The following is a 23,486-nucleotide window of genomic DNA, read 5'->3' as shown; positions in this document are numbered from 1 at the left end:
GCCGGGTCAGCCGGCGTCGACCGCCCACCGCAGGGCGGACTCGACGTCGCCGTGGGTGAAGGTGAATCCGGCGTCCATCAGCACCCGGGGGAGGGCGCGCTGCCCGGCGAGCACACCGAGCTGCGCGAACTCCCCCAGCACCAGCGAGAGCGCGAAGCCCGGCACGGGCAGCAGCGTCGGGCGGTGCAGGACCCGCCCCAGGGCCTCGGTGAAGACGGCGTTGGTGACCGGTTCGGGGCCGGTCAGGTCGACCGGTCCCGAGACGTCGGCGGACAGCAGGAACCGGATCGCGTCGACCTCGTCACGCAGGCTGATCCAGGGCCAGTACTGCTGCCCGGAGCCGAGCTTGCCGCCCACCCCCAGGGTGAACAGCGGCCGCAGCTTGGCCATCATCCCGCCGCGACCGAGCACCAGTCCGGTGCGCAGGTGCGCCACCCGGACACCCGCGGCCTCGGCGGGGCCGGTCGCCGCCTCCCACTGCACGCACACGTCGGCCAGGAAGTCCTCGCCGGCCGGGCTCGTCTCGTCCAGCACGCGGTCGCCGCCGTCGCCGTAGTAGCCGACGGCCGAGGCGGACAGCAGCACCCGAGGGCGGTCGGGGTCGGCGGCGGCAGCCTGGGCGAGGGCCGAGCTGATGGTGGTGGTGCTGTCGACCCGGCTGGCCACGACCTCCTGCTTGTACTGGTCGGTCCAGCGCTTGTCGCCGATGCCCACGCCGGCCAGGTTGACCACGGCGTCGACGTCGGCCAGCACCCCCGGGTCGAGTTCGTGGTGCTGGGGGTCCCAGCGGTGCTCGTCGGCGGTGCGGGGCGTCCGTCGGACCAGCCGGCGGACGTCGTGCCCGTCGGCCTGCAGCGCCGCGACGAGCGCGGTGCCGACCAGGCCGGAGGAACCGGTCACGGCGATGTGCATGGGTGGTCGACCTCCGGGTGCGGGGATGTGCGAGGTGGCTGCCCCGGTCGGGGCCCGCCGACACCTCGGGCCCCGGCGGAGTCCGCCGGGGCCCGAGGTGGTGGGTGCTGCGTGCGGTCAGCTCAGGCCGAGCTCGCCGTGGAACTGGCCGGCCTCCAGCCGCTCCTTCACCGTGGTGAGGAAGCGGGCGGCGTCGGCGCCGTCGACGATGCGGTGGTCGTAGGACAGGGCCAGGTAGACCATCGACCGCACGGCGACGACCTCGCCGAGCTCGGCGTCCTGCACCACGACGGCCCGCTTGACCACCGAACCGGTGCCCAGGATGGCGACCTGGGGCTGGTTGATGATCGGGGTGTCGAACAGGGCCCCGCGGCTGCCGGTGTTGGTCAGCGTGAACGTGCCGCCGCCCAGCTCGTCCGGGGTGACCTTGTTGGTGCGGGTCCGCTCGGCCAGGTCGGCGATCTTGCGGGCGATGCCGGCGATGCTGAGGTCACCGGCGCCCTGGATCACCGGGACCAGCAGCCCGCGCTCGGTGTCCACCGCGACGCCCAGGTTCTCGGCGTCGTGGTAGGTGACCGTGCCGGCCTCCATGTCCAGCGAGGAGTTCACCGTCGGGTGGGCCTTGAGGGCCTCGACGGCGGCCTTCGCGAAGAACGGCAGGAACGAGAGCTTGACGCCCTCGCGGGCCGCGAAGTCGTTCTTCACCTGGGTGCGCAGCTGCGCGATGCGGGTGACGTCGACCTCGACCACGGTGGTCAGCTGCGCGCTGACCTGCAGGGACTCGACCATGCGCTTGGCGATGACCGAGCGCAGGCGGGACAGCTTCTCGGTGCGGCCGCGGAGCTTGGTGTCCGGCGCGGGGACGGCGGGAGCCGCCTTGGCCGCCGGTGCAGCGTTCGGGGTGGCCGCGGGGGCCGGTGCAGCAGCAGGGGCCTCGGCCGGCTTCTCGGCGGCGGCGAGGACGTCCTGCTTGCGGATCCGGCCACCGACGCCGGTGCCCGACAGGGCGGACAGGTCGACCTCGTGCTCGGCGGCGAGCCGACGGACCAGCGGCGTGACGTAGGCCCCGCCGCCGTCGCCGGTCGGCGCCGCCGGGGCGGCCTTGGGTGCGGATGCCTGGGGTGCGACCTGCGGGGCCGGCTGCGAGGTCGGGGACCCGGCCGGCAGCGCGCCGCTGGAGCCGTAGTCGCCGCCCGGGGTCGAGTTGTCGGTCTCGGCCTCGGTCGGGGTGGGCCCGGTCTGCTCCTGGGCGGGCTGCTCCTGGGCCGGCTGCTCCTGCTTCGCCGGTGCCGGCTCGGCCGGTGCCTGCTGCGCCGGTGCCTGCTGCGCGGGGGCCGAGCCACCCGAGCCGCCGCCGATGATCGCCAGCTGGGCGCCGACGTCGACGGTCTCGTCCTCGGCGACCAGGATCGTGGTCAGGGTGCCGGCGGCGGGCGAGGGGATCTCGGTGTCGACCTTGTCGGTGGAGACCTCCAGGAGGGGCTCGTCGACCTCGACGGTGTCGCCCTCGGCCTTGAGCCAGCGGGTGACGGTGCCCTCGGTGACGCTCTCGCCCAGGGCCGGCATGGTCACCGGGGTGCCCTCGCCGGACCCGGCATCCGAACCGGCGGAGGGCGCCGGGGCGGCCTCGGGCTCGGGCTCGGGGGCGGCAGCCTCCGGCTGCTCGGGCTCGGGGGCGGCAGCCTCCGGCTGCTCGGGCTCGGGCGCGGGCTCCTCGGCGGCGGCCGGCTCCTCGGCCGGGGCGGACGAGCCCCCGCCCTCACCCTCGCCGCCGATGATCGCCAGCTCGGCGCCGACGTCGACGGTCTCGTCCTCGGCGACGACGATCTTGGTCAGCACACCGGCGGCGGGCGAGGGGATCTCGGTGTCGACCTTGTCGGTGGAGACCTCCAGGAGGGGCTCGTCGACCTCGACGGTGTCACCCTCCTGCTTGAGCCAGCGGGTGACGGTGCCCTCGGTGACGCTCTCGCCCAGGGCGGGCATGGTGACGGACGTCGGCATCGAGTGCAGTTCTCCTCAGGTCAGGGGTGGGGGGGTGGTGCGGGATCAGCTGTGCGAGTGCAGCGGCTTGCCGGCGAGGGCCATGTGCGCCTCGCCCAGGGACTCGCTCTGCGTGGGGTGCGGGTGCACGAGGGAGGCGACCTCGTCGGGCAGGGCCTCCCAGTTGTAGATGAGCTGGGCCTCGGCGACGAGCTCGCCGACCCGGCTGCCGACCATGTGGACGCCGACGACGGGGCCGTCCTTGGCGCGCACGAGCTTGACCGCGCCCGACGTCTTCAGGATCTGGCTCTTGCCGTTGCCGCCGAGGTCGTAGTTGACGACCTCGACCTCGCCGAAGCGCTCCTTGGCCTGGGCCTCGGTGAGCCCGACCGAGGCGACCTCGGGCTCGGAGTAGGTGACCCGCGGGACACCGGCGTAGTCGATCGGCACGACCGGCAGGCCGGCCAGCCGCTCGGCCACCAGGATGCCCTCGCCGAACCCGACGTGGGCCAGCTGCAGGGTGGGCACCAGGTCGCCGACGGCGGAGATCGTGGGCACGTTGGTCTGCATGTACTCGTCGACCATCACGAAGCCGCGCTCCATGGTCAGCCCGGCCTCCTCGTAGCCCAGGCCCTGGCTGACGGGGCCACGGCCGACCGCGACCAGCACGATCTCGGCCTCGAAGGACTTGCCGTTCTCCAGCTCGACGGAGACGCCGTTCTCGGTGGTGGAGACCTTCGAGACCCGGCTGCCGAGCGAGAACTCGATCTTGCGGCGGCGGTAGGCGCGCTCCAGGAGCTTGGAGGAGGACTCGTCCTCCAGCGGCACCAGGTGCGGCAGGCCCTCGATGATGGTGACGTCGGCACCGAAGGACTTCCAGACGCTGGCGAACTCGCAGCCGATGACACCGCCGCCCAGGATGATCACCGAGCTGGGGACGCGCTCGAGCTCGAGGGCCTGGTCGCTGGTGATGATCGTGGAGCCGTTGAGCTCGATGCCCGGCAGGCTGCGGGCGTAGGAGCCGGTGGCCAGCAGCACGTGCTTGCCCTCGTAGGTGGTGTCGCCCACCGCGACGGCGGTCGGGGAGACGAGCTTGCCCTCGCCCTCGACGTAGGTGATCTTGCGGCTCTTGATCAGGCCCTGCAGGCCCTTGTAGAGCTTGGCGGTGACCCCGCCCTTGTAGTCGTTGACCCCGGCCATGTCGATGCCGGCCAGCGAGGTCTTGACGCCGAACTGCTCGCCCTCGCGGGCGGAGTCGGCGACCTCGGCGGCGTGCAGCAGCGCCTTGGTGGGGATGCAGCCGCGGTGCAGGCAGGTGCCGCCGACCTTGTCCTTCTCGATCAGCACCACCGACAGCCCGAGCTCGGCCCCGCGGAGCGCCGCGGCGTAGCCGCCCGAGCCACCTCCCAGGATGACGAGGTCGGCGGTCTGGGCGGGTGCGCTCACGGGTTCTCCTCGGTGCGGGACGGCTCGGTCGGCGGGAGCAGGTCGTGCTCACCGCGACCCGGTGCGGGGGAGTGCTGTGCTGTGCTGGCGCCCATCCTGCCACCTGTCGGGAACGCGCACCCGACCTGCTCCGTTGGCCCGCTGGGTGCCGTCGTCGGCACCCCCGCGCCCGGACGCCGTCCCCCGCGCGGTGGGCGGGGAGGAGTCGGTGATGGGGCTGTTCGACAAGCTGCGGGGTGCTCGCCCGAGCAGCGGGCAGGGCGCCCGCGGGGGGCAGCGGGCCACGCTGGACCGTGCCTCGGGCAAGGCCGACCTGGGGCACATCGAGCAGTTCGTCGCCAGCCGTCGCGGCGTGGAGGGCTACGTGGAACCGCGCACCGCCGTCACCGAGACCACGATCCTGCTGGTGGCCGCCGACGGCGAGTGGACCCGCCGGCGCATCGACGGGCCCGACGTCGCCCGCAAGCTGTCCCGTGACCTGGGCATCCCGGTGTACGACGCCCAGGTCACCGGCTACCCGCAGCGCATGCGCGAGTGGTCCGCCCGGCAGAAGGACAAGCTGGGCTGAGGTCGGGTCAGCTCTCGACCAGCGCCTCGATGGTGGCCAGCAGGGTGCGGACCGGGACCCCGGTGCCGCCCTTGGTCGTGTAGCCCCACGGCGCGCCGGTGTTGTAGGCCGGGCCGGCGACGTCGATGTGCGCCCAGGGCAGGCCCTCGGGCACGAACTCGGCGAGGAAGTGCCCGGCGACGAGCATGCCGCCCAGCCGGTCGGGGTTGGCGTTGACGAAGTCGGCGGTGGCCGACTCCAGCCCGCGGCGCAGCTCGGACGGCAGCGGCATGGCCCACATCGGCTCGCCGGACCGGGTGCTGGCGGCGACGACGGCGTCGCGGAGGTCGTCGCTGCCCATGACGCCGGCGGTGCGGCCGCCCAGGGCGACGGTCTGCGCGCCGGTGAGGGTCGAGGTCTCGAGCAGGTAGTCGGGGGAGTCCTCGGCCGCCCGGGCGATCGCGTCGGCGAGCACGATGCGGCCCTCGGCGTCGGTGTTGGTGATCTCCGCCTTCTTGCCGTTGCGGAAGGTGACGACGTCGGCCGGCCGGTACGCGCTGCCCGAGGGCAGGTTCTCGGCGATCGGGACGGTGGCGGTGACGTCGACGGCCAGACCGAGGTCGGCCACGAGGCAGATGGTCGCGATCACGGCGGCGGCCCCGGCCATGTCGCTCTTCATGTCCTCCATGTGCAGGGCGGGCTTGATGGACAGGCCACCGCTGTCGAAGGTGATGCCCTTGCCCACCAGGGCCACCGAGCGGCGGGCCCGGCGACCGCGGTAGGTCAGCCGCAGCAGGCGGGGGCCGCGGGTCGAGCCACCACCGACGGCCAGGATGCCGCCGTACCCGCCGGCGGCCAGCTGCTCCTCGTCGAGCACCTCGACCGACAGCCCGGCCTTCTTGCCGGCGGCCGCGCCGCGGGCGGCCAGCTCGGCCGGGTACAGGTCGTTGGGCGGGGTGTTGACCAGGTCGCGGGTGAGGGCGACGGCGTCGGCGACCGCCCGCACCCTGGCCAGGGCGGCCTTCGCGGCGCCGGCGTCGGGCACGACGAGCTCGACCGATCGCGGCGGCGCGGGCCGGGCGGCGGGGAGGTCGGACTTGTAGGCGGTGAACTCGTAGGCACCCAGCAGCGCGCCCTCGCCGACGGCGTGCAGCCGGTCGTCGTCGGGAGCGCCACCCACGGCGGCCAGCAGTGAGACGACCGAGGCCCGGCCGACCAGCGCGCGGCTGGCCGCGCCGGCGGCCCGGCGCACCGCCTCGCCGGGGTAGCTGCCGTCGGGACGCGGGGCACCCAGGCCGGCGACGGCCACGACCGGGAACGGACCCTGGCCGAAGGTGGCCAACCGGGTCACCTCGTCCTCACCGCCCCGGGCGCCGAGGTCGGCCAGCGCCGCCATCAGGCGGCCGCCCAGCAGCCGGTCCACGGCTTCGGCCCCGGGTGTGGTCAGCGGCCCGTCGGGCCCCTTCCCCACCCCCACGACGACGGCGTCGGCGGTGAGCTTCTCGAGCGGGCGGTCGGTGGCGGAGATCGTCGGCGGCACCGACCCACCCTACGAGGGGCCCGCTACGGTCGCCGGGTGACCGCCCTCACCTCGCCCCTGCACGAGCGCCACCTCGCGGCCGGCGCCAAGATGGCCGACTTCGGCGGGTGGTCGATGCCGCTCGAGTACGCCGGTGGCGGGGTCATCGCCGAGCACACGGCGGTGCGCCAGGGGGTCGGCCTGTTCGACGTCTCGCACCTGGGCACCGGCACCGTCCGCGGCCCCGGTGCCGCGGCCCTCGTCGACCGGTGCCTCACCAACGACCTGGGACGGATCGGCCCGGGTCAGGCGCAGTACACCCTGTGCTGCCGCCCCGACGGCGACGAGTTCGCGGGCGGTGTGGTCGACGACCTGATCGTCTACCTGCACGCCGAGGACGACGTCCTGCTGGTGCCCAACGCCGCGAACGCCGCCGAGGTGCTGGCCCGGCTGGCCGCGGCGGCACCCGCAGGGGTCACGGTGACCGACCGCCACACCGAGGTCGCCGTGCTCGCCCTGCAGGGGCCGCGTGCCGCCGAGGTGCTGGCTGCCGTGGGCCTGCCCGGGGCGCTGGACTACATGGCGTTCGCGGCCACCCAGGGCGGCGGCGACGTCACCGTGTGCCGCACCGGCTACACCGGCGAGCACGGCTACGAGCTGCTCGTCGCGGCCGACCGGGCCGGCGAGCTCTGGGACTCCCTCCTCGCGGCCGGGGAGACCGAGCAGATCCGGCCGTGCGGCCTGGGCGCCCGGGACACCCTGCGCACCGAGATGGGCTACCCGCTGCACGGCCACGAGCTGTCCGTGGACATCACCCCGGTCCAGGCCCGTGCCGGGTGGGCGGTCGGCTGGTCCAAGCCCGAGTTCTGGGGCCGGGACGCCCTGCTGGCCGAGCGGGCCGCGGGCCCGGTGCGGCAGCTGTGGGGCCTGCGGGCACCGGGCCGGGGCATCCCACGGCCGGGGATGGCCGTGCTGGACGCCGCCGGCGAGCGGGTCGGCGAGGTCACCAGCGGCACGTTCTCCCCGACCCTGCGCGCCGGGATCGCCCTGGCGCTGCTGGACACCGCGGCCCGGCCCGCACCGGGGCTGGAGCTGGCCGTCGACGTCCGGGGTCGGACCTCGACGGTCGAGGTGGTCAAGCCCCCCTTCGTGCCCTCCCATGTGCGCTGATCAGGCGCTGGTCTTCTCCGCCTTGCCGGGGACGGCGGGGTCGGGCAGCTCGTCGGCCACCGTGGCCCGCCGGTCGCCCATCGGCACAGCGGCGCCCTCGGTCGTGTCGTGCGCGGTCTGGTGCTCGGCCTCGGCGTTGATCTCGGCTCCGAGCAGCACCAGGAAGCAGGTCAGCTGCAGCCACAGCATCAGCACGACCACACCGGCGATGGCTCCGTAGGTGGCCCCGTAGGAACCGAAGTTGCTGACGTAGAAGCTGAACGCGACCGACACGACGACCCACGCGACGGTGACGACCCCCGAACCGAGGGACACCCAGCGGAACTTGGGCGCGTCGCGATCAGGGGCGAGGCGGTAGAGGACGGACAGGGCGCCGGCCATCAGCCCGAGCAGCAGCACCCACCGAACCACCTGGGCCAAGATCGTGCCGACGATGCCCAGCGGCAGCGCGTCGAGCACGACCGGGGTGACCGCGACCAGGGTCAGCGTCAGCAGCACGAAGACGATGGCGCCGAAGGTCAGCCCCAGGGCCAGGAGGCGCAGCTTGATCGCGCCGCGCGTCTCGACCTCGTCGTAGGCCAGGTTGACCGCGGTGATCAGGTTGTTGACCCCGCCCGACGCCGAGAACAGCGCGGCCAGGATCGAGATCACCAGGCTCACCGACAGCGCCCCGGTGCCGGCCCCGGCCACCGAGGTGAGCTGCGTCTGGATGATGTCGAGGACCTCGCGGGGCACCGTCCCCCGCAGACCGTCCACCTGGTCCTGCACCGTGGCGGGGGAGGCCACGAGCCCGTAGAGGGAGATCGCCGCGATCAGCGTGGGGAAGATCGCCAGGAAGCCGAAGAAGGCCACACCGCCGCCGATGATCGGCATGTTGTCGGCCTTGTTCTCGGCCCACGCGCGCTTGAGGATCTGCACCCACCCGCGGGCCGGGATCTCCGTGGGGCTGTCCGCGTCCACGCCCGGCAACCGGTCACCCTCACCCTTCACCTGAGGTGGAGAGGTCGCGCTGCGGCGTGGACCGCCGTCCTCCGCGCGCTCGGCCGCTTCCCGGGCCGCGGCCCGTCGAGCCGCCTTCTCCTGCACGCGCTCGCGGATCCGGTCGACGGCGCTGTCAGGCCGCTTGATCTCGGCCATCGGTCTCTCCTAGGTGAGGGTGTGGAACGGCCCCGTCGCAGGGGCCCGCCGCGAGCTTGCGAGTGGTGGGGGGCGTTGGGGTCCTTCGTCAGTCGCCGGGCCAGGAACCGGTCAGCTTGGTGAAGGCCTGGGCGCCGAACCGGTCGACCCCGGCCTTCACGACGGCGAAGATCGCGCCCTGGATGGCTGCGGCCAGCAGCACGTGCGAGGTCTTGTACTCGCTCTGCAGGGCACCGGGGGCGTCGTCCTCGCCGGCGATCCGCTTCCAGACGACCGTGAACAGCCGTCCGGAGATCGCGCCGGCCGCGACCCCGGCGACGAGCCCGACCGGGCGGTAGGCCAGCGTGGCGCCTCCGCTCATCGGCGGGTCCGCCAGACGACGAGGGCCACGATGCCGGCGACCAGGGCTACACCGGCGGCGATCACCACGGGCGGGTTCTCGCGGTAGGTCTCGACCGCGGTGTCCTTGGCCTGGGCGGCCGACTCCTTGGCGCGGGAGCCGACGTCCAGGCGGTGGCTGAGCTCGTCGACGGTGGCGGCCAGCTGGTCGCGGGTGGCCTCGATGTCGGCCCTGATCGCGTCGGGCTCGGTGGGGCCGGACACGTCGGGGGCGCCCGGGCCGTGCGCCCCCTCGGGGCGGGTGGTGGACTCGCTCATCGCGCCGCACTCTCCTTCACGGTCGCCACGTCGGCCTTGATGCTCTCGAGGGTGTCGGTGGGCAGCGGCGGCTTGGCGTCGGCGATGTCCTTCTTGCCCAGCAGGGCGAGCACGCCGGCCACCAGGAAGAGGGCCACGCCGACGACGATCCCCGCGAGGTACCCGGGCAGCACGTTGGCCAGCCCGAGGATGCCGGCGGTGATGAGGGCGTTGAGGCCGAGCAGCGCGACGAGGCCGGCGCCGCCGAACAGACCGGCACCGATGCCGAGCTTCTTGGCCTTGCCCTTGACCTCGGCCTGGGCCAGGCGCACCTCGTCGCGGACCAGGCGGGTGACCAGCTCGGGCAGCTCGCCGATGAGCTGGCCGGTGGAGGCGGAGGACGGATCGGGGCGGGACCCGGTGGGGTGGCTCATCGGACCTCCAGTGCTCGTGACGGTTCGGGGGTGGGAGCGGATCCCTGCTCCTGTGCCCGTCCGCAGGCACGTCGAACCGCCGTGGCCCGCTCGGCGTGGCGCACTACCGTGAGGGCATGACCACGCCCGCGAACGGCTGGACCTGGCGGCTGCACGACCCGACGGGGGCCGAGGTGGCCCCCACCGACCTCGGCGTGGCCGTCCCGGTCGAGGACGCCCAGGCCGAGGCCGAGTCGTGGTTGGGGGAGCACTGGCGCGACCTGCTCGAGCGCGGCGTGGCCAGTGCCACCCTGCTGCGCGGGGACACCGTGGTGTACGGCCCGATGGGGCTCGCGGCGTCCTGAGGGTCAGCCCCGGCTGGTCTTGCCGGGGTCGCGCTCGACGACGTCGCCGAGTGCCTCGTCGATGCGGGCCAGCACCTCGGCCGACAGCTCGACGCCGGCCGCGGCCACGTTGTCGTGCACCTGCTCGGGGCGGGTCGCGCCGATGATCGCGGCCGCGACGTTGCCGTTCTGCAGCACCCAGGCGAGGGCGAGCTGGGCCATGGACAGCCCCAGGTCGTCGGCGATCGGCCGCAGCTGCTGCACGCGGGTGAGGATCTCGTCGGTCAGGTAGCCCTTCATCGAGCCCCCGGCCTGCGGGTCACCCCCGCGGCTGTCGGCGGGCGGGGCCTGGCCGGGGAGGTACTTGCCGGTGAGGACGCCCTGGGCCAGCGGCGACCAGACGATCTGCGAGACGCCCTCGGCCTCGGAGGTCGGGACGACCTCGGCCTCGATGACCCGCCACAGCATCGAGTACTGGGGCTGGTTGCTGATCAGCTGGATGCCCAGGTCGCGGGCCAGCGCGGCACCCGCGGCGATCTCCTCGGCCCGCCACTCGCTGACGCCGACGTAGAGCACCTTGCCCGCCCGGACCAGGTCGGCGAAGGCCGTCATGGTCTCCTCGAGCGGCACGCTCGGGTCGTACCGGTGCGCCTGGTAGAGGTCGACGTAGTCGGTCTGCAGCCGCTGCAACGAGGCGTGGCAGCTCTCGACGACGTGCTTGCGGCCCAGGCCGCGGTCGTTGGCGCCGGGGCCGGTCGGCCAGTAGACCTTGGTGGCGATCTCCAGGGACTCCCGCCGCTGCCCGGCCAGGGCACGGCCGAGCACGGACTCGGCCTTGGTGGCGGCGTACACGTCCGCGGTGTCGAAGGTGGTGATGCCGGCGTCGAGGGCGGCGTGCACGCAGGCGTGCGCGGCGTCCTCCTCGACCTGGCTGCCGTGGGTCAGCCAGTTGCCGTAGGCGAGCTCGGTGATGTTGAGGCCGGAACGGCCCAGTCGACGTGTCTGCACGTGCACCGACGCTAGACGGTGGCGCCGAGCTCCACCTGGGGCTTGGGGAACCGCCAGCGGCGGATCATCGTGGCCCGGCTGATGCCGTACCAGACCAGACCGCGCGTGCGGGCGTTCGGGTACCGCTCGGCCACCACCTTCTTGATCTTGCGCCCCAGCACGATCGAGTCGCCGATGATGACCAGGAAGAAGGCGAACCACAGGAACACGGTGTAGCTCTGCACCGCGGTGTTGGGGATGAAGTAGCCGACCAGCACCAGGGCGGCGACGACGAGGAAGAGGCTTCCGGCGTTGCGGCGGGCGTCGACGACATCGCGGACCAGCCGCTTCTCGGGACCGCGGTCGCGGGCGGGCAGCGCGCTGTCGTCACCGCGGGCCGCGGCCTCGCGGGCGCTGCCGCGGCCGGCGGCCTGCTGCTCGCGCATGCGCTTGTAGGCCTCCTTCCGCGTGGTGGGCGGGGGAGGCGGGGGGCCCGGGCGGCGGCCCTGCGCCTCGCTGCGCTTGGGCGTCGGCCGCCCCTTGCCGGCCGCGGTCAGCTGGGCCGTGAGGTCGGCAGCCGGGTCCGGCTTGGTCTCGGCAGGGCGGCGGCCGGGCAGGCGGAGCTTCACGGCGAGGAGTCTACGTGGCCCGCAGGGGTGCTCCCGGGGCCGGCGAGACCTGCGCAACACCCGGGCACGCGGGTTCGCGCCGTACAGTGGGAAGCAGCCCCGCCACGGCGGTGTTGGTCGGGACGGCGAGACGATGCACCCCGACCCTCGATGTGGGAGGACAGAACATGACCGTGCAGGACACTGCGACCACCCCCGACGCCGCGACCGGCGTCCTCCTGAGCGACCCGGCTGCGGCCAAGGTCAAGGCTCTGCTGGACCAGGAGGGCCGCGACGACCTGCGGCTGCGCATCGCCGTGCAGCCCGGTGGTTGCTCCGGTCTGCGCTACCAGCTCTTCTTCGACGAGCGCTTTCTCGACGGCGACCAGACCCACGAGTTCGGCGGCGTCGAGGTCATCGTCGACCGCATGAGCTCGCCGTACCTCGGCGGCGCGACGATCGACTTCGTGGACACCATCGAGAAGCAGGGCTTCACGATCGACAACCCCAACGCCGGCAGCTCCTGCGCCTGCGGGGACTCGTTCTCCTGACCTGACGCACCACGAGAGCCCGGCACCCCCACGGGGTGCCGGGCTCTCGTCGTCCCTACAGCTTGACGGGGTAGACGGTCTCGGGGACGTCGACCACGATGCGCTCCTCGACGAAGATGCCGTGCCAGACCATGAACACCAGCACCTCCCACAGCTGTCGGGCGACCCGCTTGCTCGGCACGTCGGCGGAGCGCAGGGACGTGAGCAGCTGGGCGACCTTCGCCCGGTCCAGCCACTCGTCGGTCTGGCTCCCGGCGATGACCTGGTGCGCCCACTCGTGCAGCGGACCGGCGAGGAACTCGGCGGTGGGCACCGGGAAGCCCAGCTTGCGGCGGTGCAGGATCGCCGGCGGCACGATCTGCTCCATGGCCCGGCGCAGGGCGTACTTCGTCGCGTCGGATCCACGGGGGACGCGCTGGTCCAGCGGGATGGTGCGGGCCAGGTCGAAGACCTCGGCGTCGAGGAAGGGCACGCGCAGCTCGAGGGAGTTGGCCATGGTCATCTTGTCGGCCTTGACCAGGATGTCGCCGCGCAGCCAGGTGAACAGGTCGACGTACTGCATGGCGGTGACGTCGTCGTACCCGGCCGCGCGGGTCTGCCGGTAGAGGTCCTCGGTGACCTGCACGTGGGAGACGTCGGCGTCGTGGCCGCGCAGCAGCGCGCCCAGCTCCGCGCCGGAGAAGTTGCGGGCGTTCCCGTAGTACCGCTCCTCCAGCGGGATGGAGGCCCGGCGCAGGAGGTCCTTGCCCCGCAGACCGTCGGGCAGCCGGCCCGACAGGGCCGCCATCACCTTCTTGCCCACCGACGGCACCCGCTGCGCCCACGCCAGGCTGAGCGGTTCGCGGTAGATCGTGTAGCCGCCGAACAGCTCGTCGGCGCCCTCGCCGGACAGCACGACCTTCACGTGCTTGCGGGCCTCGCGGGCCACGAAGTACAGCGGCACGAGGGCGGGGTCTGCGACCGGGTCGTCCAGGTACCAGACCACCTCGGGGATGGCGGCGGCGAACTGCTCGGCGGTGATGACCACCGGCACGTGCGCGACGCCCAGCTCGGCGGCGGACCGGGCGGCGATGTCGACCTCGGAGGTGGACTCGCGCTCGAAGCCGACCGTGAAGGTCATCAGGTCGGGGTTGTACCGGTGGGCGAGGGCGGCGATGGCCGTGGAGTCGATGCCGCTGGACAGGAACGACCCGACGGTGACGTCGGCCCGCATGTGCTTGGCGACCGACTCGTCCAGGGCCGCGGCGATCCGGTCGTACAGCTCCTGCTCGCGACCGGCCGCCACCGGCGTCGCCCGGAACTCCGGGTGGAACCAGCGCTCGGTGGACAGCTCGCCGCCGACGACGGTGAACCGCGTGCCGCTCTCGATCCTGGAGATGCCCCGGTGCAGGGTCGCCGGCTCGGGGACGTACTGCAGGGTGAGGTACTGCTGCAGCGCCGTGGGGTCGACGCCGCCGGCGCCCGCCGACCCGCCGAGCAGCTCCAGCAGCGCCTTCTTCTCGCTGGAGAGCACCAGTCCGCCGTCGGAGAGCCGAGCGGTGAACAGCGGCTTGATGCCGAACGCGTCGCGGGCGCCGAACGCCGTCCCGGTCTCGGTGTCCCAGATGACGAAGGCGAACATGCCGCGCAGCCGGTGGACGACGTCGGGACCCCAGTGGTGGAAGCCGGCGACGATGGCCTCGGTGTCGCCCTCGGTGGCGAACTCCGCGCCCAGCCCGCGCAGCTCCTCGCGCAGCTCCAGGTAGTTGTAGATCTCGCCGTTGAACAGGATCCGGTAGCGGCCGCCGGCCCAGGGCAGCGGCTGCGGGCTGCCGTCGACGTCGATGATCGACAGCCGGTTGAAGCCGAGCACCGTGTGCGCGTCGGACCACACGGCGGTGTCGTCGGGCCCGCGGTGGTGCAGGCAGTGCAGGGCGTGCCGGACGCCGTCGACGCGGGCCTCGTCGACCCGCTCGGCATCGGTGGACAGGTACGCGAGCAGGCCGCACATCGGGGTCAGGTCTCCGGGGGTCGGGGGTGGGCGCGGGGCCCGGGATCAGACGCGTTCGCCGGCGCGGGTCCTGCGTGTCACGATCCGCTCGGCCACGAAGGACAGGAACGGGATGGTGCCGGCGAGCAGGACGCCGAGGATGCCCTTGGCCGTCCACCGGGCGCGCAGCGCGAGGTCGAACGCGGTGAGCAGGAAGATCGCGTAGAGGAAGCCGTGCAGCGTGCCGATGATCTCGACCGGCCGGGGCTGGTCGCCGAAGTACTTCAGCGGCATCGCGACGAGCACCAGCACGGCGAGCAGGACGCCGACGACGTAGGCCATGACCCGGTAGCGCAGCAGGGCGGCCGGGATCTTGCGCTGCTCCCAGGTCTTCCCGCCCGGGCGGGGGGCGGTGGTGGGCTCAGCTGCCATCTCGTCCTCGCAGTGCCTTCTCGTTGAGCTCGGCCAGGTAGCGGTTGTAGGCGGCCAGCTCGGGGTCGCCGGTGGTGTCGATGCGGGGGCGCTGGTACAGGACGACGTCCTGGCCGGGCTCGTCCTCGTCCGGGTCGCGGTTGAGCTCGACCTTGACCATCTTCGCGTAGAAGAAGAGCCCCATGAACCCGTAGAGCGGCCACTGCAGGGCATAGCTCCAGTTGACCGCGCCGCCGCCGTTCTCGGCCTTGGTCAGCTGCCAGTAGCCCAGGAAGAACGTCGCCACGAACAGGGCGGCCACCAGCAGGTGCAGCAGCACCCAGCGCGGGGTCAACAACCGGGGGAGCACGCCCTCGACTGTAGCCGTCGCACCTGCCGGTCCCGGCGCCCACGAGGTAGGTCACAGCCCGGTCGCACGGGCCGGCCCGGGGTCCACGACACCCCGGCGGCGGGCCTCCCGGCCAGGGGTCGCCGCCCGGGTGCGGTCGGCTACGCTCGCCGTGACTGTGGTCGGGGTGGGCAGGACCTGTCGGGAGACCGAGAGGGCCACCGCTCCACCAACACGGAGCCGTACCGCGCAGCACCCGCCGCGCGGAGGAACAAGGAGGCAGCGGGCAGTGGCTCGACGGAGCAAGCTCGCGCGGGTCGCCGCGCTCGGCGTCCTGGCCGTTCTCACCCTCGGCGGGTGCGATCTGAACAACGAGTTCTGGCGGTTCGGGTGGCCCGAGGGCGTCACCGACCAGGCCGAGCAGATGCGCCACCTGTGGACCGGTTCGGTCATCGCCGCCCTGATCGTCGGCATCGCGGTGTGGGCGCTGATCTTCTGGTCGATGGTGCGGCACCGCAAGCGCGGCGACGAGCTGCCCAAGCAGACGGCCTACAACCTGCCGCTGGAGATCGTCTACACGATCGTCCCGTTCGTGATGATCGCCGTCCTGTTCTTCTACACGGTCGTCGTGCAGAACAAGGTCCAGGAGCGCAGCGACAACCCCGACGTGACCATCGCCGTCAACGCCTTCAAGTGGAACTGGCAGTTCGTCTACCCGGAGACCACCGAGTCCAACGGCGGTACCCCGGTGAGCACGACCGGGTCCAGCACCGAGATCCCGATCCTGGTTGTCCCGGTCGACCAGACCATCCGCTTCGAGGTCGCCTCGGCCGACGTCATCCACTCGTTCTGGGTGCCCGAGTTCCTCTTCAAGCTCGACGTCATCCCGGGCAACGAGAACGGCCGCGACAACGTCTTCGAGGTGACCGTCCGCGAGCAGGGCGCCTTCGTGGGCCGCTGCGCCGAGCTGTGCGGCACCTACCACGCCAACATGAACTTCGAGGTCCGTGCGGTCACCGGCGAGCAGTACGACGAGTACCTCGCCGCCCGTGAGGCCGGCCAGTCCACGCACGACGCGCTCGAGAGCATCGGCCAGGACGGCACCGCGACCACCACGCAGCCCTTCGACCAGCTCACCGAGTCCCAGCGGCTCGACGCCGCCGGGAACTGACGTGACCCCCACCCCCATCCAGCAGCGGGAGGACCGACCGTGAAGGTCGAAGCGCTCATCTTCAACCTGATCGCGCTGTTCGCGGTCGTCGCGGCGGTCGTCTACGGCTTCTGGTCGCGCGAGCCGATCGGCACCACGGCGCTGGCGCTCTCGGCCGGGCTGCTGGGCCTGATCGGTGGCTTCTTCTGGTTCGTGGCCCGGCGCATCGACTCGCGCCCCGAGGACCTCAAGGACGCCGAGATCGCCGACGGCGCGGGCGAGCTGGGCTTCTTCTCGCCGGGGAGCTACTGGCCCTTCGGCCTGGCGCTGTCGGCCGCGATGATGGGTCTGGCGCTGGCCTTCTTCCACGTGTGGTTGATCCTCATGGCCGGCGCCGCGCTGCTGATCACCATCGGTGGCCTGCTGTTCGAGTACTACACCGGGCAGAACGCGCACAGCTGACCTGCACGACTCGGAGGGCCCCCCACGTACCGCGTGGGGGGCCCTCCGTCGTCCTGGGCACTCCCATGAGCACTCATGGGGGCAGCGTGGATCAGGGGGGTGCGCGGAACTCCATCCCCCTGGGTCAGATCTGGTGGAGGGGGACGGACTCCCGTGCAGGAGGACGTCGCCGTCCCCGTCGCGCCCCGCATCCTGGGGATCTCGCCGGTACCGGCACCCACGTGCGGTACCCGGTGCACGGCCACCGGGGGCACCCGGGAAACCGCTGAGGGCGCGCGCTGCCGGTCGCCGATGCCCGCGCGGACCGGTGGACACCCGGCGCGCGGGGGAGGGCGACCCGGACCGAGCACAGGGTCCGCCGCCGTGGGCGCGCGGTGGCCGTACGCCCGTCGCGGCCACCGTGCGTCCCGGCGGTGTGGGCCTCGGTCCGGACGACCCGGTCATCCGGACCGCACGGCAAGGCCCTCAGGAGGACGCCGTGGCCCCGGACGACAGCGGGCCCCCTCCCGGTGGGGGAGGGGGCCCGCTGTGCGGTGGTGCGGTGGATCAGTCGCGCGGGTCCTGCGGGCGTCCGCCCTCGGAGGGACGACCACCCTCGGACGGCCGGCCCGAGGTGACGTGCTCGTCGGACTCGGCGGCTGCCAGACCGCGGCGCTCCTGCTGCGCCTCGAGCTCGACCTGGGCGGGCTGCTCGATCGGCTTGAAGAAGCCCTTGACCGCACGGCGGGCGCCCCCGACCTGGTTCATCTTCTTCGGCACCGGAGCGCCGGCGTAGGTCAGCTGACCGTGGCCGTGCTCGTCGACCGGGCCCAGCGGCTGGTGCACCTCGATGAACTCACCGCTCGGCAGACGACGGATCACGCCGGTCTCGATGCCGTGCTCCAGGACCTCGCGGTCGTGCTTCTGCAGGCCCAGGCAGATGCGGTAGCTGATCATGTAGGCGATCGGCGGGATGATGACCATGCCGATGCGGCCGACCCAGGTCATCGCGTTGAGGCTGATGTCGAACTTGTCGGCGATGAGGTCGTTGCCGCCCGACATCCACAGCACGCAGTAGAACGCCAGGGCCATGGCGCCCACCGAGGTGCGCACCGGGACGTCGCGCGGCCGCTGCAGCAGGTGGTGCGACGCGGTGTCGCCGGTGAGCTTGCGCTCGAGCTGGGGGTAGAGCGCCAGCACGGTGAACATCGCACCGGCCACCACGACCGTCGGCCAGAAGAGCGCCGGGATCGTGTAGTCACCGGGCAGGTTGATGTCCCAGGCGGGCATCAGACGCGTGGAGCCGTCCAGGAAGCCGATGTACCAGTCGGGCTGGGACCCCGCCGACACCTGGGCCGGGTTGTAGGGCCCCCACAGCCAGATGGGGTTGATCTGCACCAGACCACCGAGGGCGGCGCAGAGGCCGAAGACGATGAAGAACAGCGCGGTCGCCTTGCCGGCGAAGGCCGGGAAGAGCCGGTTGCCGACCACGTTGTGCTCGGTGCGGCCGGGCCCGGGGAACTGGGTGTGCTTCTGCTTGATCAGCAGGAGCAGGTGGACCGCGATCAGCGCCAGGATGATCGCCGGCAGGATCAGCACGTGGACGATGTAGAAGCGCCCGATGATCGCGTCGCCGACGTAGTCGCCGTCGAAGACCGCCCAGTGCGCCCACGTCCCGATCACCGGGATCGACAGCAGGATCGCCGAGATGATCCGCAGGCCGGTGCCCGAGAGCAGGTCGTCGGGCATCGAGTAGCCGGTGACGCCCATGAGCAGCGCCAGCACCAGCAGCACGACGCCGATGCCCCAGTTGGTCTCGCGGGGCTTGCGGAACGCGCCGGTGAAGAAGATGCGCAGCAGGTGCACCACGATCGAGGCGACGAACAGCAGGGCGGCCCAGTGGTGGATCTGCCGGATGAACAGACCACCGCGGACGTCGAAGCTCAGCGACAGCGTGGACTCGTAGGCCTGCGACATCTCGACGCCGCGCAGCGGGGCGTAGGAGCCCTGGTAGGGCACCTCGGCCATCGACGCGTCGAAGAAGAAGGTCAGGTAGGTACCCGACAGCAGCAGGATGATGAACGAGTAGAGCGCGATCTCACCGAGCAGGAACGACCAGTGGTCGGGGAACACCTTGTTGAGCGTGCGGCGGAGCGGACCGGCGACGATGAGACGCTCGTCGATCTCGGTTGCTGCCTTGCCGATCTTCGTAGCCGGCTGTCCCGGCGCGACCGCAGTAGCCATCAGATCCGCTCTCGGTTCCAGTAGGTGGGGCCAACAGCCTCAATGTAGTCGCTGCGCGCGACGAAGTACCCCTCGTCATCCAGCGTAATCGGCAGTTCCGGCAGGGAGCGCGTGGCCGGGCCGAACACGGGCTTGGCGCCCTGGATGACGTCGAACTGCGACTGGTGGCAGGGGCAGAGGATGCGGCTGGTCTCCTGCTCGTACAGCGACACCGGGCACCCGGCGTGCGTGCAGATCTTGGAGTAGGCGACGTAGTCGCCGTAGCCGAAGTCGGCCTGGCCCTCGCGGGGCTCGAGCGCGGCCATCTGCTCGGGGCGGAGCCGGATCAGCATCGTGGCGGCGTCGGCGGCGCGGTTGCCGCCCTCGACGGCCGGGAAGACCGTCTCGAGCGAGCCCGGCTCCTGGTCACCGGGGCGGATCGGGGTGCCGTCGTCGCGGACGAGACGAACGCCTTCGGCCCACTCGGTGGTGCCCAGCGGGTTGCCCTTGTTCGGGTTCTTGATCAGACCGCCCAGCGGGGCGATGAGCATCAGGCCCAGGGCGCCGCCGGCGAAGCCGAGGCTGCGGCCGATCATCTTGCGCCGCGGGAAGCCGGTCTTGTCCAGCCCGCCCATGAGGGTGGCCGCGGTGGTGGCCCGGTCGAACTGGGAGCCGTCGTGCTTGTCCTGCACGGCGGTCTCGTGGGGCAGCAGCTTCTTGACGAACAGCACCAGGCCGACGCCGATGAAGATCAGCGCGCCGCCCATGGTGAGACCCAGGAGCGGGGTGTAGAGCGCGCTCCAGCCGTTGTCCTCGGAGGCCCACTGCCAGTCGGGCAGGAACCAGTTGGAGCCGAAGTAGACGACCGCGAAGGCCAGGGCGAACAGGCCGGCGAGCCCGAAGGCCATGGCCACCTGGCGCTCGGCCTGCTTCTCCAGGCCGGAGCCCGGCGGCGGCGGCGGGTCGACGTGCAGGACCTCGACGCCGTCGTAGCGGGCGCCGAGGCGGTTGAGGTCCTCGCGCTGCATGCCCGCCAGGCGCTCGGGCGAGAAGTCGTCGTCCGGGCCGCCGTACTGCATGCCCGGCTCGTCGCTCGGGTCGGACCCGGGCCGGTCGTGGGTGCTCACGCCTTCGTCCCCATCCAGAAGATGCCGAACAGCAGGGCGCCGATGCCGACGACCCAGATGACCAGGCCCTCGGAGACCGGGCCGGCGCGGCCGATGCCGGCGCCGCCGGGGTCGGCCTGCTCCTTGAGGGTCTGCACGTAGTCGATGATCGAGCGCTTCTGCTCCGGGGTGAGCTGGTTGTCCCCGAAGACCGGCATGTTCTCGGGGCCGGAGAGCATCGCGGCGTAGATCTCGAGGTCGTTCGCGTCGGCCAGGCTCGGTGCGGCCTTGCCGGAGGACAGCGCGCCGCCCTCGCCGACGAAGTTGTGGCAGCTCGCGCAGTTGAGCCGGAACAGCTCACCGCCCTCGGCCAGGTCGCCGTCGCGCAGGTCGCCCGAGGGGAGGGTCGGGCCACCGCCGTTGGCCTGGATGTAGGCCATCAGCTGCTCGATCTGGGCGTCGTCGAAGACCGGGGGCTTGCGGGCGGCGTCGGCCTCCTGGCGGACCAGCGGCATGCGGCCGGTGTGCACCTGGAAGTAGACCGAGGCCTCGCCGACGCCGATCAGCGAGGGGCCGCGGTCGGAGACGCCCTGCAGGTTCGACCCGTGGCAGCTGATGCAGCTGCGCTCGTAGAGCGCCTGGCCCGCGGCCTCGGCCGAGGACTGGCCGGCGACGGCGTCGTCGGCCGCGTTGGCCGGCGCCAGGGCCGAGTAGCCGACACCGGTGAGCACCAGGGCGGCCATGAGGCCGGCGACGTTGGCGAGGCGACGGCGCTGCTTGGAGCGGCGACGGAGCCGGGCGGCGCTGGCCGGCGCACCGGTCGCACGGCGGCCGAACCGCGCGCGGAGCCCGGTGGTGCGGCCCTCGGCGTTCGGGGCGTCGGAGGTGGGGTTCGTGGTGGACACCGGTTCCCTAGCGGATCAGGTAGATCGTGGCGAAGAGCCCGATCCACACGACGTCGACGAAGTGCCAGTAGTAGGAGACCACGATCGCCGAGGTCGCCTGCGCTGGCGTGAAGCGGCCCATCGTGGACCGCATGAGCACGAACACGAAGGCGATGAGGCCACCGATGACGTGCAGGCCGTGGAACCCGGTCGTGAGGAAGAAGACCGACCCGTAGGTGGACGACGAGATCGTGGTCGCGTGCTCGGTGACCAGCACGCGGTACTCGTTGGCCTGGCCCAGGACGAACACCAGGCCCATCACGAACGTGATCGTGAACCAGCGGCGCAGCCCGTACACGTTGCCCTGCTCGGCGGCGAAGACGCCGAGCTGGCAGGTGATGGACGAGGCGACCAGCACGGTGGTGAAGAAGACCGCGTAGGGCAGGTCGAGCTCGGTGGGCGGCGGAGGCCACGGGTCGCCCGCGCGGGCGCGCGCGGTGAAGTACATGGCGAACAGACCGGCGAAGAACATCAGCTCGCTGGCGAGCCAGATGATCGTGCCGACGCTGACCATGTTCGGTCGGGTCAGGGAGTGCACCCGCGAAGTGTCGAAGGTGCTGCTCGCCACGGGGGCCGTTGTCACAGCGCCATCATGGCATCGGCGCAGCCGACCGACGAGTGCGGGTGCAACGGCGTGGCGAAGCCGGGAGCCGGCTGTGCGTCCGGTGGCGCCGGATGCCCCGTGCGACGTGGCGATCACCCTGGGCAGCGGCCGCCCGGGCCCGGTCCGGGGTGGCGCGGCGGGTCGCGTCCGGGGCCCGGCGTGACCTGTCCGTGATCTGGGTGGCCGACGGAGCGGGCGCCCACCGGGGGGTGGCGGGCACTAGGGTCGACCCCGTGAGCAGCGCTGCCGCACCGGCCGGAACAGGACCCCGATCAGTGGTGGTCTTCAGCCACCGGGCCGAGGTCCGGGACGCCGTCCGCACCGCCGTCGGCACGCACCCCGCGGCCGACGTCGGCCCGGTCCGGTACCTGGAGTGCGCCACCGGCGCCGAGGTCGTGGCCGCCGTCGACGGAGGCGGGGTCGACCTCTGCATCCTCGACGGCGAGGCGCAGCCGACCGGAGGCATGGGCATCGGCCGCCAGCTCAAGCACGAGATCACGGACTGCCCGCCCGTGCTGGTGCTCATCGCCCGGCAGGCCGACCGGTGGTTGGCGCACTGGTCGATGGCCGAGGCCACGCTGGCCCACCCGGTCGACCCGTTGGTGGCTCCCGAGGTCGTCGCCGACCTGCTGCGCACCCACGCCGGCCGGCCGGCCGTGCACGGGTGACCGCACGATGACGCAGGCCGTCCCGACCTGGCCCGGTCTGCTCCGCCGGCTGATCGCCCGGCAGGACCTCTCCGCCGCCGAGACCGCGTGGGCCATGCGCGAGATCATGGCCGGTGCCGCGACCCCGGCGCAGGTGGCCGGTTTCGCGGTGGCCCTGCGGGCCAAGGGCGAGGCGCCGGCGGAGGTGGCCGGCATGGCGGCCACCATGGTGGAGAAGGCGACCCCGGTGACGCTGCCGATGGAGTGCGTCGACATCGTGGGCACCGGGAGCGACGGTGCCGACACGGTGAACATCTCGACGATGGCCGCCGTGGTGACGGCCGCGGCCGGTGTGCCGGTGGCCAAGCACGGCAGCCGGGCGGCGTCGTCGTCCTCCGGGTCGGCCGACGTCCTCGAGGCGCTGGGCGTGGTCATCGACCTGCCGGCCGCGGGGGTGGCGCGCTGCGTGGCCGAGGCCGGCATCGGGTTCTTCTTCGCCCCGGTCTTCCACCCGGGCATGCGGCACGTGGCGGCTCCGCGCCGCGAGATGGGCATCGGCACGGTCTTCAACTTCCTCGGTCCGCTGAGCAACCCGGCCCGGCCCGCTGCGTCGGCCATCGGCTGCGCCGACGCCCGGATGGCGCCGGTGCTGGCCGAGGTGCTCGCCGGGCGCGGCTCCCGGGCGCTGGTGTTCCGGGGGGACGACGGGCTGGACGAGCTCACGACGTCGACGACGTCGGCGGTGTGGGTGGTGCGCGACGGGGAGGTCGTCGCCGACCGGGTGGACCCGACGGCGCTGGGGCTGCCGGTGTCGGCGCCCGGTGCGCTGCGCGGCGGGGACGCCGCGGCCAACGCCGACGTCGTCCGGCGGCTGGTGGCGGGCGAGCGCGGCCCCGTGCGGGACGCCGTGCTGCTCAACGCGGCGGCCGCGCTGGTGGCGTTCGACGAGCACGGGGGCCGGCTGCACGACCGGCTCGCGGCCGGCCTGGAGCGCGCCGCGGCGGCGGTGGACGACGGTCGGGCGCAGGCCCTCCTGGCCCGCTGGGCAGAGGTCAGCCGGTCGGCCCGCTAGTTGTGATGTCCAGGCAGGTTGTCCAGCCGGGTGATCGGCGGTAGGGCTCCGGTGGCGCTGTGGGGCCGGTGGTGGTTGTAGAAGTGCAGCCATCCTGGCAGGGCGTCGCGGCGTTGTTGTTCGGAGTCGTAGAAGCGGGCGTAGGCCCAGCCCTCTGCCATGGTGCGGTGGAACCGTTCGATCTTGCCGTTGGTCTGTGGCCGGTAGGGGCGGGTGCGCTTGTGCACGATCCCGAGGCCGGCGCAGGCGTCGCGCCAGGCGAAGGACCGGTAGGCAGACCCGTTGTCGGACAGCACCCGTTGGACGGTGACCCCGCGGGC

The 23,486-nt window shown here is 72.7% G+C and carries 26 protein-coding genes; 8 read left to right on the top strand and 18 right to left on the bottom strand.

Annotated features, from left to right (window positions below):
• Window positions 1–6: 6 nt before the first annotated feature.
• The 3 genes from BLS67_RS19600 to lpdA form a co-directional block, all read right to left on the bottom strand.
• Entirely contained in the window at window positions 7–912 is a 906-nt protein-coding gene (locus tag BLS67_RS19600) for a TIGR01777 family oxidoreductase (RefSeq protein ID WP_091248709.1), read from the bottom strand.
• Window positions 913–1,029: 117 nt separating this feature from the next.
• Window positions 1,030–2,913, bottom strand: coding sequence for a 2-oxoglutarate dehydrogenase, E2 component, dihydrolipoamide succinyltransferase (sucB, locus tag BLS67_RS19595; RefSeq protein WP_091248706.1), 1,884 nt, complete (start codon window positions 2,911–2,913; stop codon window positions 1,030–1,032).
• Window positions 2,914–2,958: 45 nt separating this feature from the next.
• Window positions 2,959–4,338, bottom strand: coding sequence for a dihydrolipoyl dehydrogenase (gene lpdA / locus BLS67_RS19590; protein ID WP_091248702.1), 1,380 nt, complete (start codon window positions 4,336–4,338; stop codon window positions 2,959–2,961).
• A gap of 211 nt (window positions 4,339–4,549) precedes the next feature.
• On the opposite strand from lpdA, the gene BLS67_RS19585 reads away from it, so the two are divergent.
• Complete coding sequence (locus BLS67_RS19585; protein WP_091248698.1) at window positions 4,550–4,906, top strand: oxidoreductase; 357 nt, start codon at window positions 4,550–4,552, stop codon at window positions 4,904–4,906.
• 7 nt (window positions 4,907–4,913) lie between these two features.
• On the opposite strand, the gene BLS67_RS19580 is transcribed toward BLS67_RS19585, so the two are convergent.
• Entirely contained in the window at window positions 4,914–6,425 is a 1,512-nt protein-coding gene (locus tag BLS67_RS19580) for a leucyl aminopeptidase (RefSeq protein WP_091248695.1), read from the bottom strand.
• Between the two features lie 36 nt (window positions 6,426–6,461).
• Between BLS67_RS19580 and gcvT the strand changes: the two genes are divergently transcribed.
• Complete coding sequence (gene gcvT / locus BLS67_RS19575; RefSeq protein ID WP_091248692.1) at window positions 6,462–7,574, top strand: glycine cleavage system aminomethyltransferase GcvT; 1,113 nt, start codon at window positions 6,462–6,464, stop codon at window positions 7,572–7,574.
• Here the strand turns inward: gcvT and BLS67_RS19570 are convergent, their stop codons facing one another.
• The 4 genes from BLS67_RS19570 to BLS67_RS19555 form a co-directional block, all read right to left on the bottom strand.
• Window positions 7,575–8,711, bottom strand: a complete 1,137-nt coding sequence (locus tag BLS67_RS19570) for a YihY/virulence factor BrkB family protein (protein WP_091248688.1) — start codon at window positions 8,709–8,711, stop codon at window positions 7,575–7,577.
• 88 nt (window positions 8,712–8,799) lie between these two features.
• Window positions 8,800–9,072: a DUF4235 domain-containing protein gene (locus BLS67_RS19565; protein WP_091248685.1), complete on the bottom strand. Its 273-nt coding sequence runs from the start codon at window positions 9,070–9,072 to the stop codon at window positions 8,800–8,802.
• Window positions 9,069–9,368: a DUF3618 domain-containing protein gene (locus tag BLS67_RS19560; RefSeq protein WP_091248681.1), complete on the bottom strand. Its 300-nt coding sequence runs from the start codon at window positions 9,366–9,368 to the stop codon at window positions 9,069–9,071. Before BLS67_RS19560 ends, BLS67_RS19565 begins: the two co-directional genes overlap by 4 nt.
• Complete coding sequence (locus BLS67_RS19555) at window positions 9,365–9,781, bottom strand: phage holin family protein (protein WP_091248678.1); 417 nt, start codon at window positions 9,779–9,781, stop codon at window positions 9,365–9,367. The genes BLS67_RS19560 and BLS67_RS19555 overlap by 4 nt, the downstream gene beginning before the upstream one ends.
• A gap of 116 nt (window positions 9,782–9,897) precedes the next feature.
• On the opposite strand from BLS67_RS19555, the gene BLS67_RS19550 reads away from it, so the two are divergent.
• Window positions 9,898–10,125: a hypothetical protein gene (locus BLS67_RS19550; RefSeq protein ID WP_091249040.1), complete on the top strand. Its 228-nt coding sequence runs from the start codon at window positions 9,898–9,900 to the stop codon at window positions 10,123–10,125.
• A gap of 3 nt (window positions 10,126–10,128) precedes the next feature.
• On the opposite strand, the gene BLS67_RS19545 is transcribed toward BLS67_RS19550, so the two are convergent.
• The gene (locus BLS67_RS19545) at window positions 10,129–11,112 is read right to left on the bottom strand and encodes an aldo/keto reductase family protein (protein ID WP_091249036.1); all 984 of its coding nucleotides are present in this window, start codon (window positions 11,110–11,112) and stop codon (window positions 10,129–10,131) included.
• 11 nt (window positions 11,113–11,123) lie between these two features.
• On the bottom strand, window positions 11,124–11,720 hold the full coding sequence (locus BLS67_RS19540) for a DUF3043 domain-containing protein (protein ID WP_091248673.1): 597 nt from the start codon (window positions 11,718–11,720) through the stop codon (window positions 11,124–11,126).
• Window positions 11,721–11,887: 167 nt separating this feature from the next.
• Here BLS67_RS19540 and BLS67_RS19535 point away from each other — a divergent pair, with 167 nt between their 5' ends.
• The gene (locus BLS67_RS19535; RefSeq protein WP_091248670.1) at window positions 11,888–12,250 is read left to right on the top strand and encodes a HesB/IscA family protein; all 363 of its coding nucleotides are present in this window, start codon (window positions 11,888–11,890) and stop codon (window positions 12,248–12,250) included.
• 55 nt (window positions 12,251–12,305) lie between these two features.
• On the opposite strand, the gene asnB is transcribed toward BLS67_RS19535, so the two are convergent.
• The 3 genes from asnB to BLS67_RS19520 are packed head-to-tail and all read right to left on the bottom strand — an operon-like array spanning window position 12,306 to window position 15,000.
• A complete protein-coding gene (gene asnB / locus BLS67_RS19530; protein WP_091248666.1) occupies window positions 12,306–14,240 on the bottom strand; it encodes an asparagine synthase (glutamine-hydrolyzing) in 1,935 nt (644 codons plus the stop codon).
• Between the two features lie 45 nt (window positions 14,241–14,285).
• On the bottom strand, window positions 14,286–14,651 hold the full coding sequence (locus tag BLS67_RS19525; RefSeq protein WP_091248662.1) for a DUF3817 domain-containing protein: 366 nt from the start codon (window positions 14,649–14,651) through the stop codon (window positions 14,286–14,288).
• Complete coding sequence (locus BLS67_RS19520; protein ID WP_091248659.1) at window positions 14,641–15,000, bottom strand: metalloprotease; 360 nt, start codon at window positions 14,998–15,000, stop codon at window positions 14,641–14,643. Before BLS67_RS19520 ends, BLS67_RS19525 begins: the two co-directional genes overlap by 11 nt.
• A gap of 268 nt (window positions 15,001–15,268) precedes the next feature.
• Between BLS67_RS19520 and ctaC the strand changes: the two genes are divergently transcribed.
• Both ctaC and BLS67_RS19510 read left to right on the top strand, forming a co-directional pair.
• The gene (gene ctaC, locus BLS67_RS19515) at window positions 15,269–16,150 is read left to right on the top strand and encodes an aa3-type cytochrome oxidase subunit II (protein WP_091248656.1); all 882 of its coding nucleotides are present in this window, start codon (window positions 15,269–15,271) and stop codon (window positions 16,148–16,150) included.
• A gap of 39 nt (window positions 16,151–16,189) precedes the next feature.
• Window positions 16,190–16,591 carry a cytochrome c oxidase subunit 4 gene (locus BLS67_RS19510; protein WP_091248654.1) on the top strand — a complete coding sequence of 134 codons (402 nt, stop codon included), beginning with the start codon at window positions 16,190–16,192 and terminating at the stop codon, window positions 16,589–16,591.
• 546 nt (window positions 16,592–17,137) lie between these two features.
• On the opposite strand, the gene qcrB is transcribed toward BLS67_RS19510, so the two are convergent.
• From qcrB to ctaE, 4 genes are read right to left on the bottom strand one after another with little or no spacing between them, the layout of a single operon-like run.
• Window positions 17,138–18,814 carry a cytochrome bc1 complex cytochrome b subunit gene (qcrB, locus tag BLS67_RS19505; RefSeq protein ID WP_091248651.1) on the bottom strand — a complete coding sequence of 559 codons (1,677 nt, stop codon included), beginning with the start codon at window positions 18,812–18,814 and terminating at the stop codon, window positions 17,138–17,140.
• The gene (qcrA, locus tag BLS67_RS19500) at window positions 18,814–19,920 is read right to left on the bottom strand and encodes a cytochrome bc1 complex Rieske iron-sulfur subunit (protein WP_207500751.1); all 1,107 of its coding nucleotides are present in this window, start codon (window positions 19,918–19,920) and stop codon (window positions 18,814–18,816) included. Before qcrA ends, qcrB begins: the two co-directional genes overlap by 1 nt.
• Window positions 19,917–20,804: a cytochrome bc1 complex diheme cytochrome c subunit gene (qcrC, locus tag BLS67_RS19495; protein ID WP_207500750.1), complete on the bottom strand. Its 888-nt coding sequence runs from the start codon at window positions 20,802–20,804 to the stop codon at window positions 19,917–19,919. The genes qcrA and qcrC overlap by 4 nt, the downstream gene beginning before the upstream one ends.
• Window positions 20,805–20,811: 7 nt before the next feature.
• A complete protein-coding gene (gene ctaE, locus BLS67_RS19490) occupies window positions 20,812–21,411 on the bottom strand; it encodes an aa3-type cytochrome oxidase subunit III (RefSeq protein ID WP_341350150.1) in 600 nt (199 codons plus the stop codon).
• A gap of 269 nt (window positions 21,412–21,680) precedes the next feature.
• Between ctaE and BLS67_RS19485 the strand changes: the two genes are divergently transcribed.
• A complete protein-coding gene (locus tag BLS67_RS19485; RefSeq protein ID WP_091248645.1) occupies window positions 21,681–22,115 on the top strand; it encodes a hypothetical protein in 435 nt (144 codons plus the stop codon).
• Between the two features lie 7 nt (window positions 22,116–22,122).
• Complete coding sequence (gene trpD / locus BLS67_RS19480) at window positions 22,123–23,166, top strand: anthranilate phosphoribosyltransferase (RefSeq protein ID WP_091248641.1); 1,044 nt, start codon at window positions 22,123–22,125, stop codon at window positions 23,164–23,166.
• Here the strand turns inward: trpD and BLS67_RS19475 are convergent.
• Window positions 23,163–23,486: integrase core domain-containing protein (locus BLS67_RS19475; protein ID WP_131801795.1), on the bottom strand; the 324-nt coding region annotated here is incomplete at its 5' end. The two genes, trpD and BLS67_RS19475, sit on opposite strands and share 4 nt — an antisense overlap.

It is taken from the genome of Klenkia soli, from assembly GCF_900103975.1.
GTDB classification, from domain to species: domain Bacteria; phylum Actinomycetota; class Actinomycetes; order Mycobacteriales; family Geodermatophilaceae; genus Klenkia; species Klenkia soli.
Note: the sequence above shows the minus strand (reverse complement) of the source record. Positions and strands in the feature narration are given on the sequence as shown.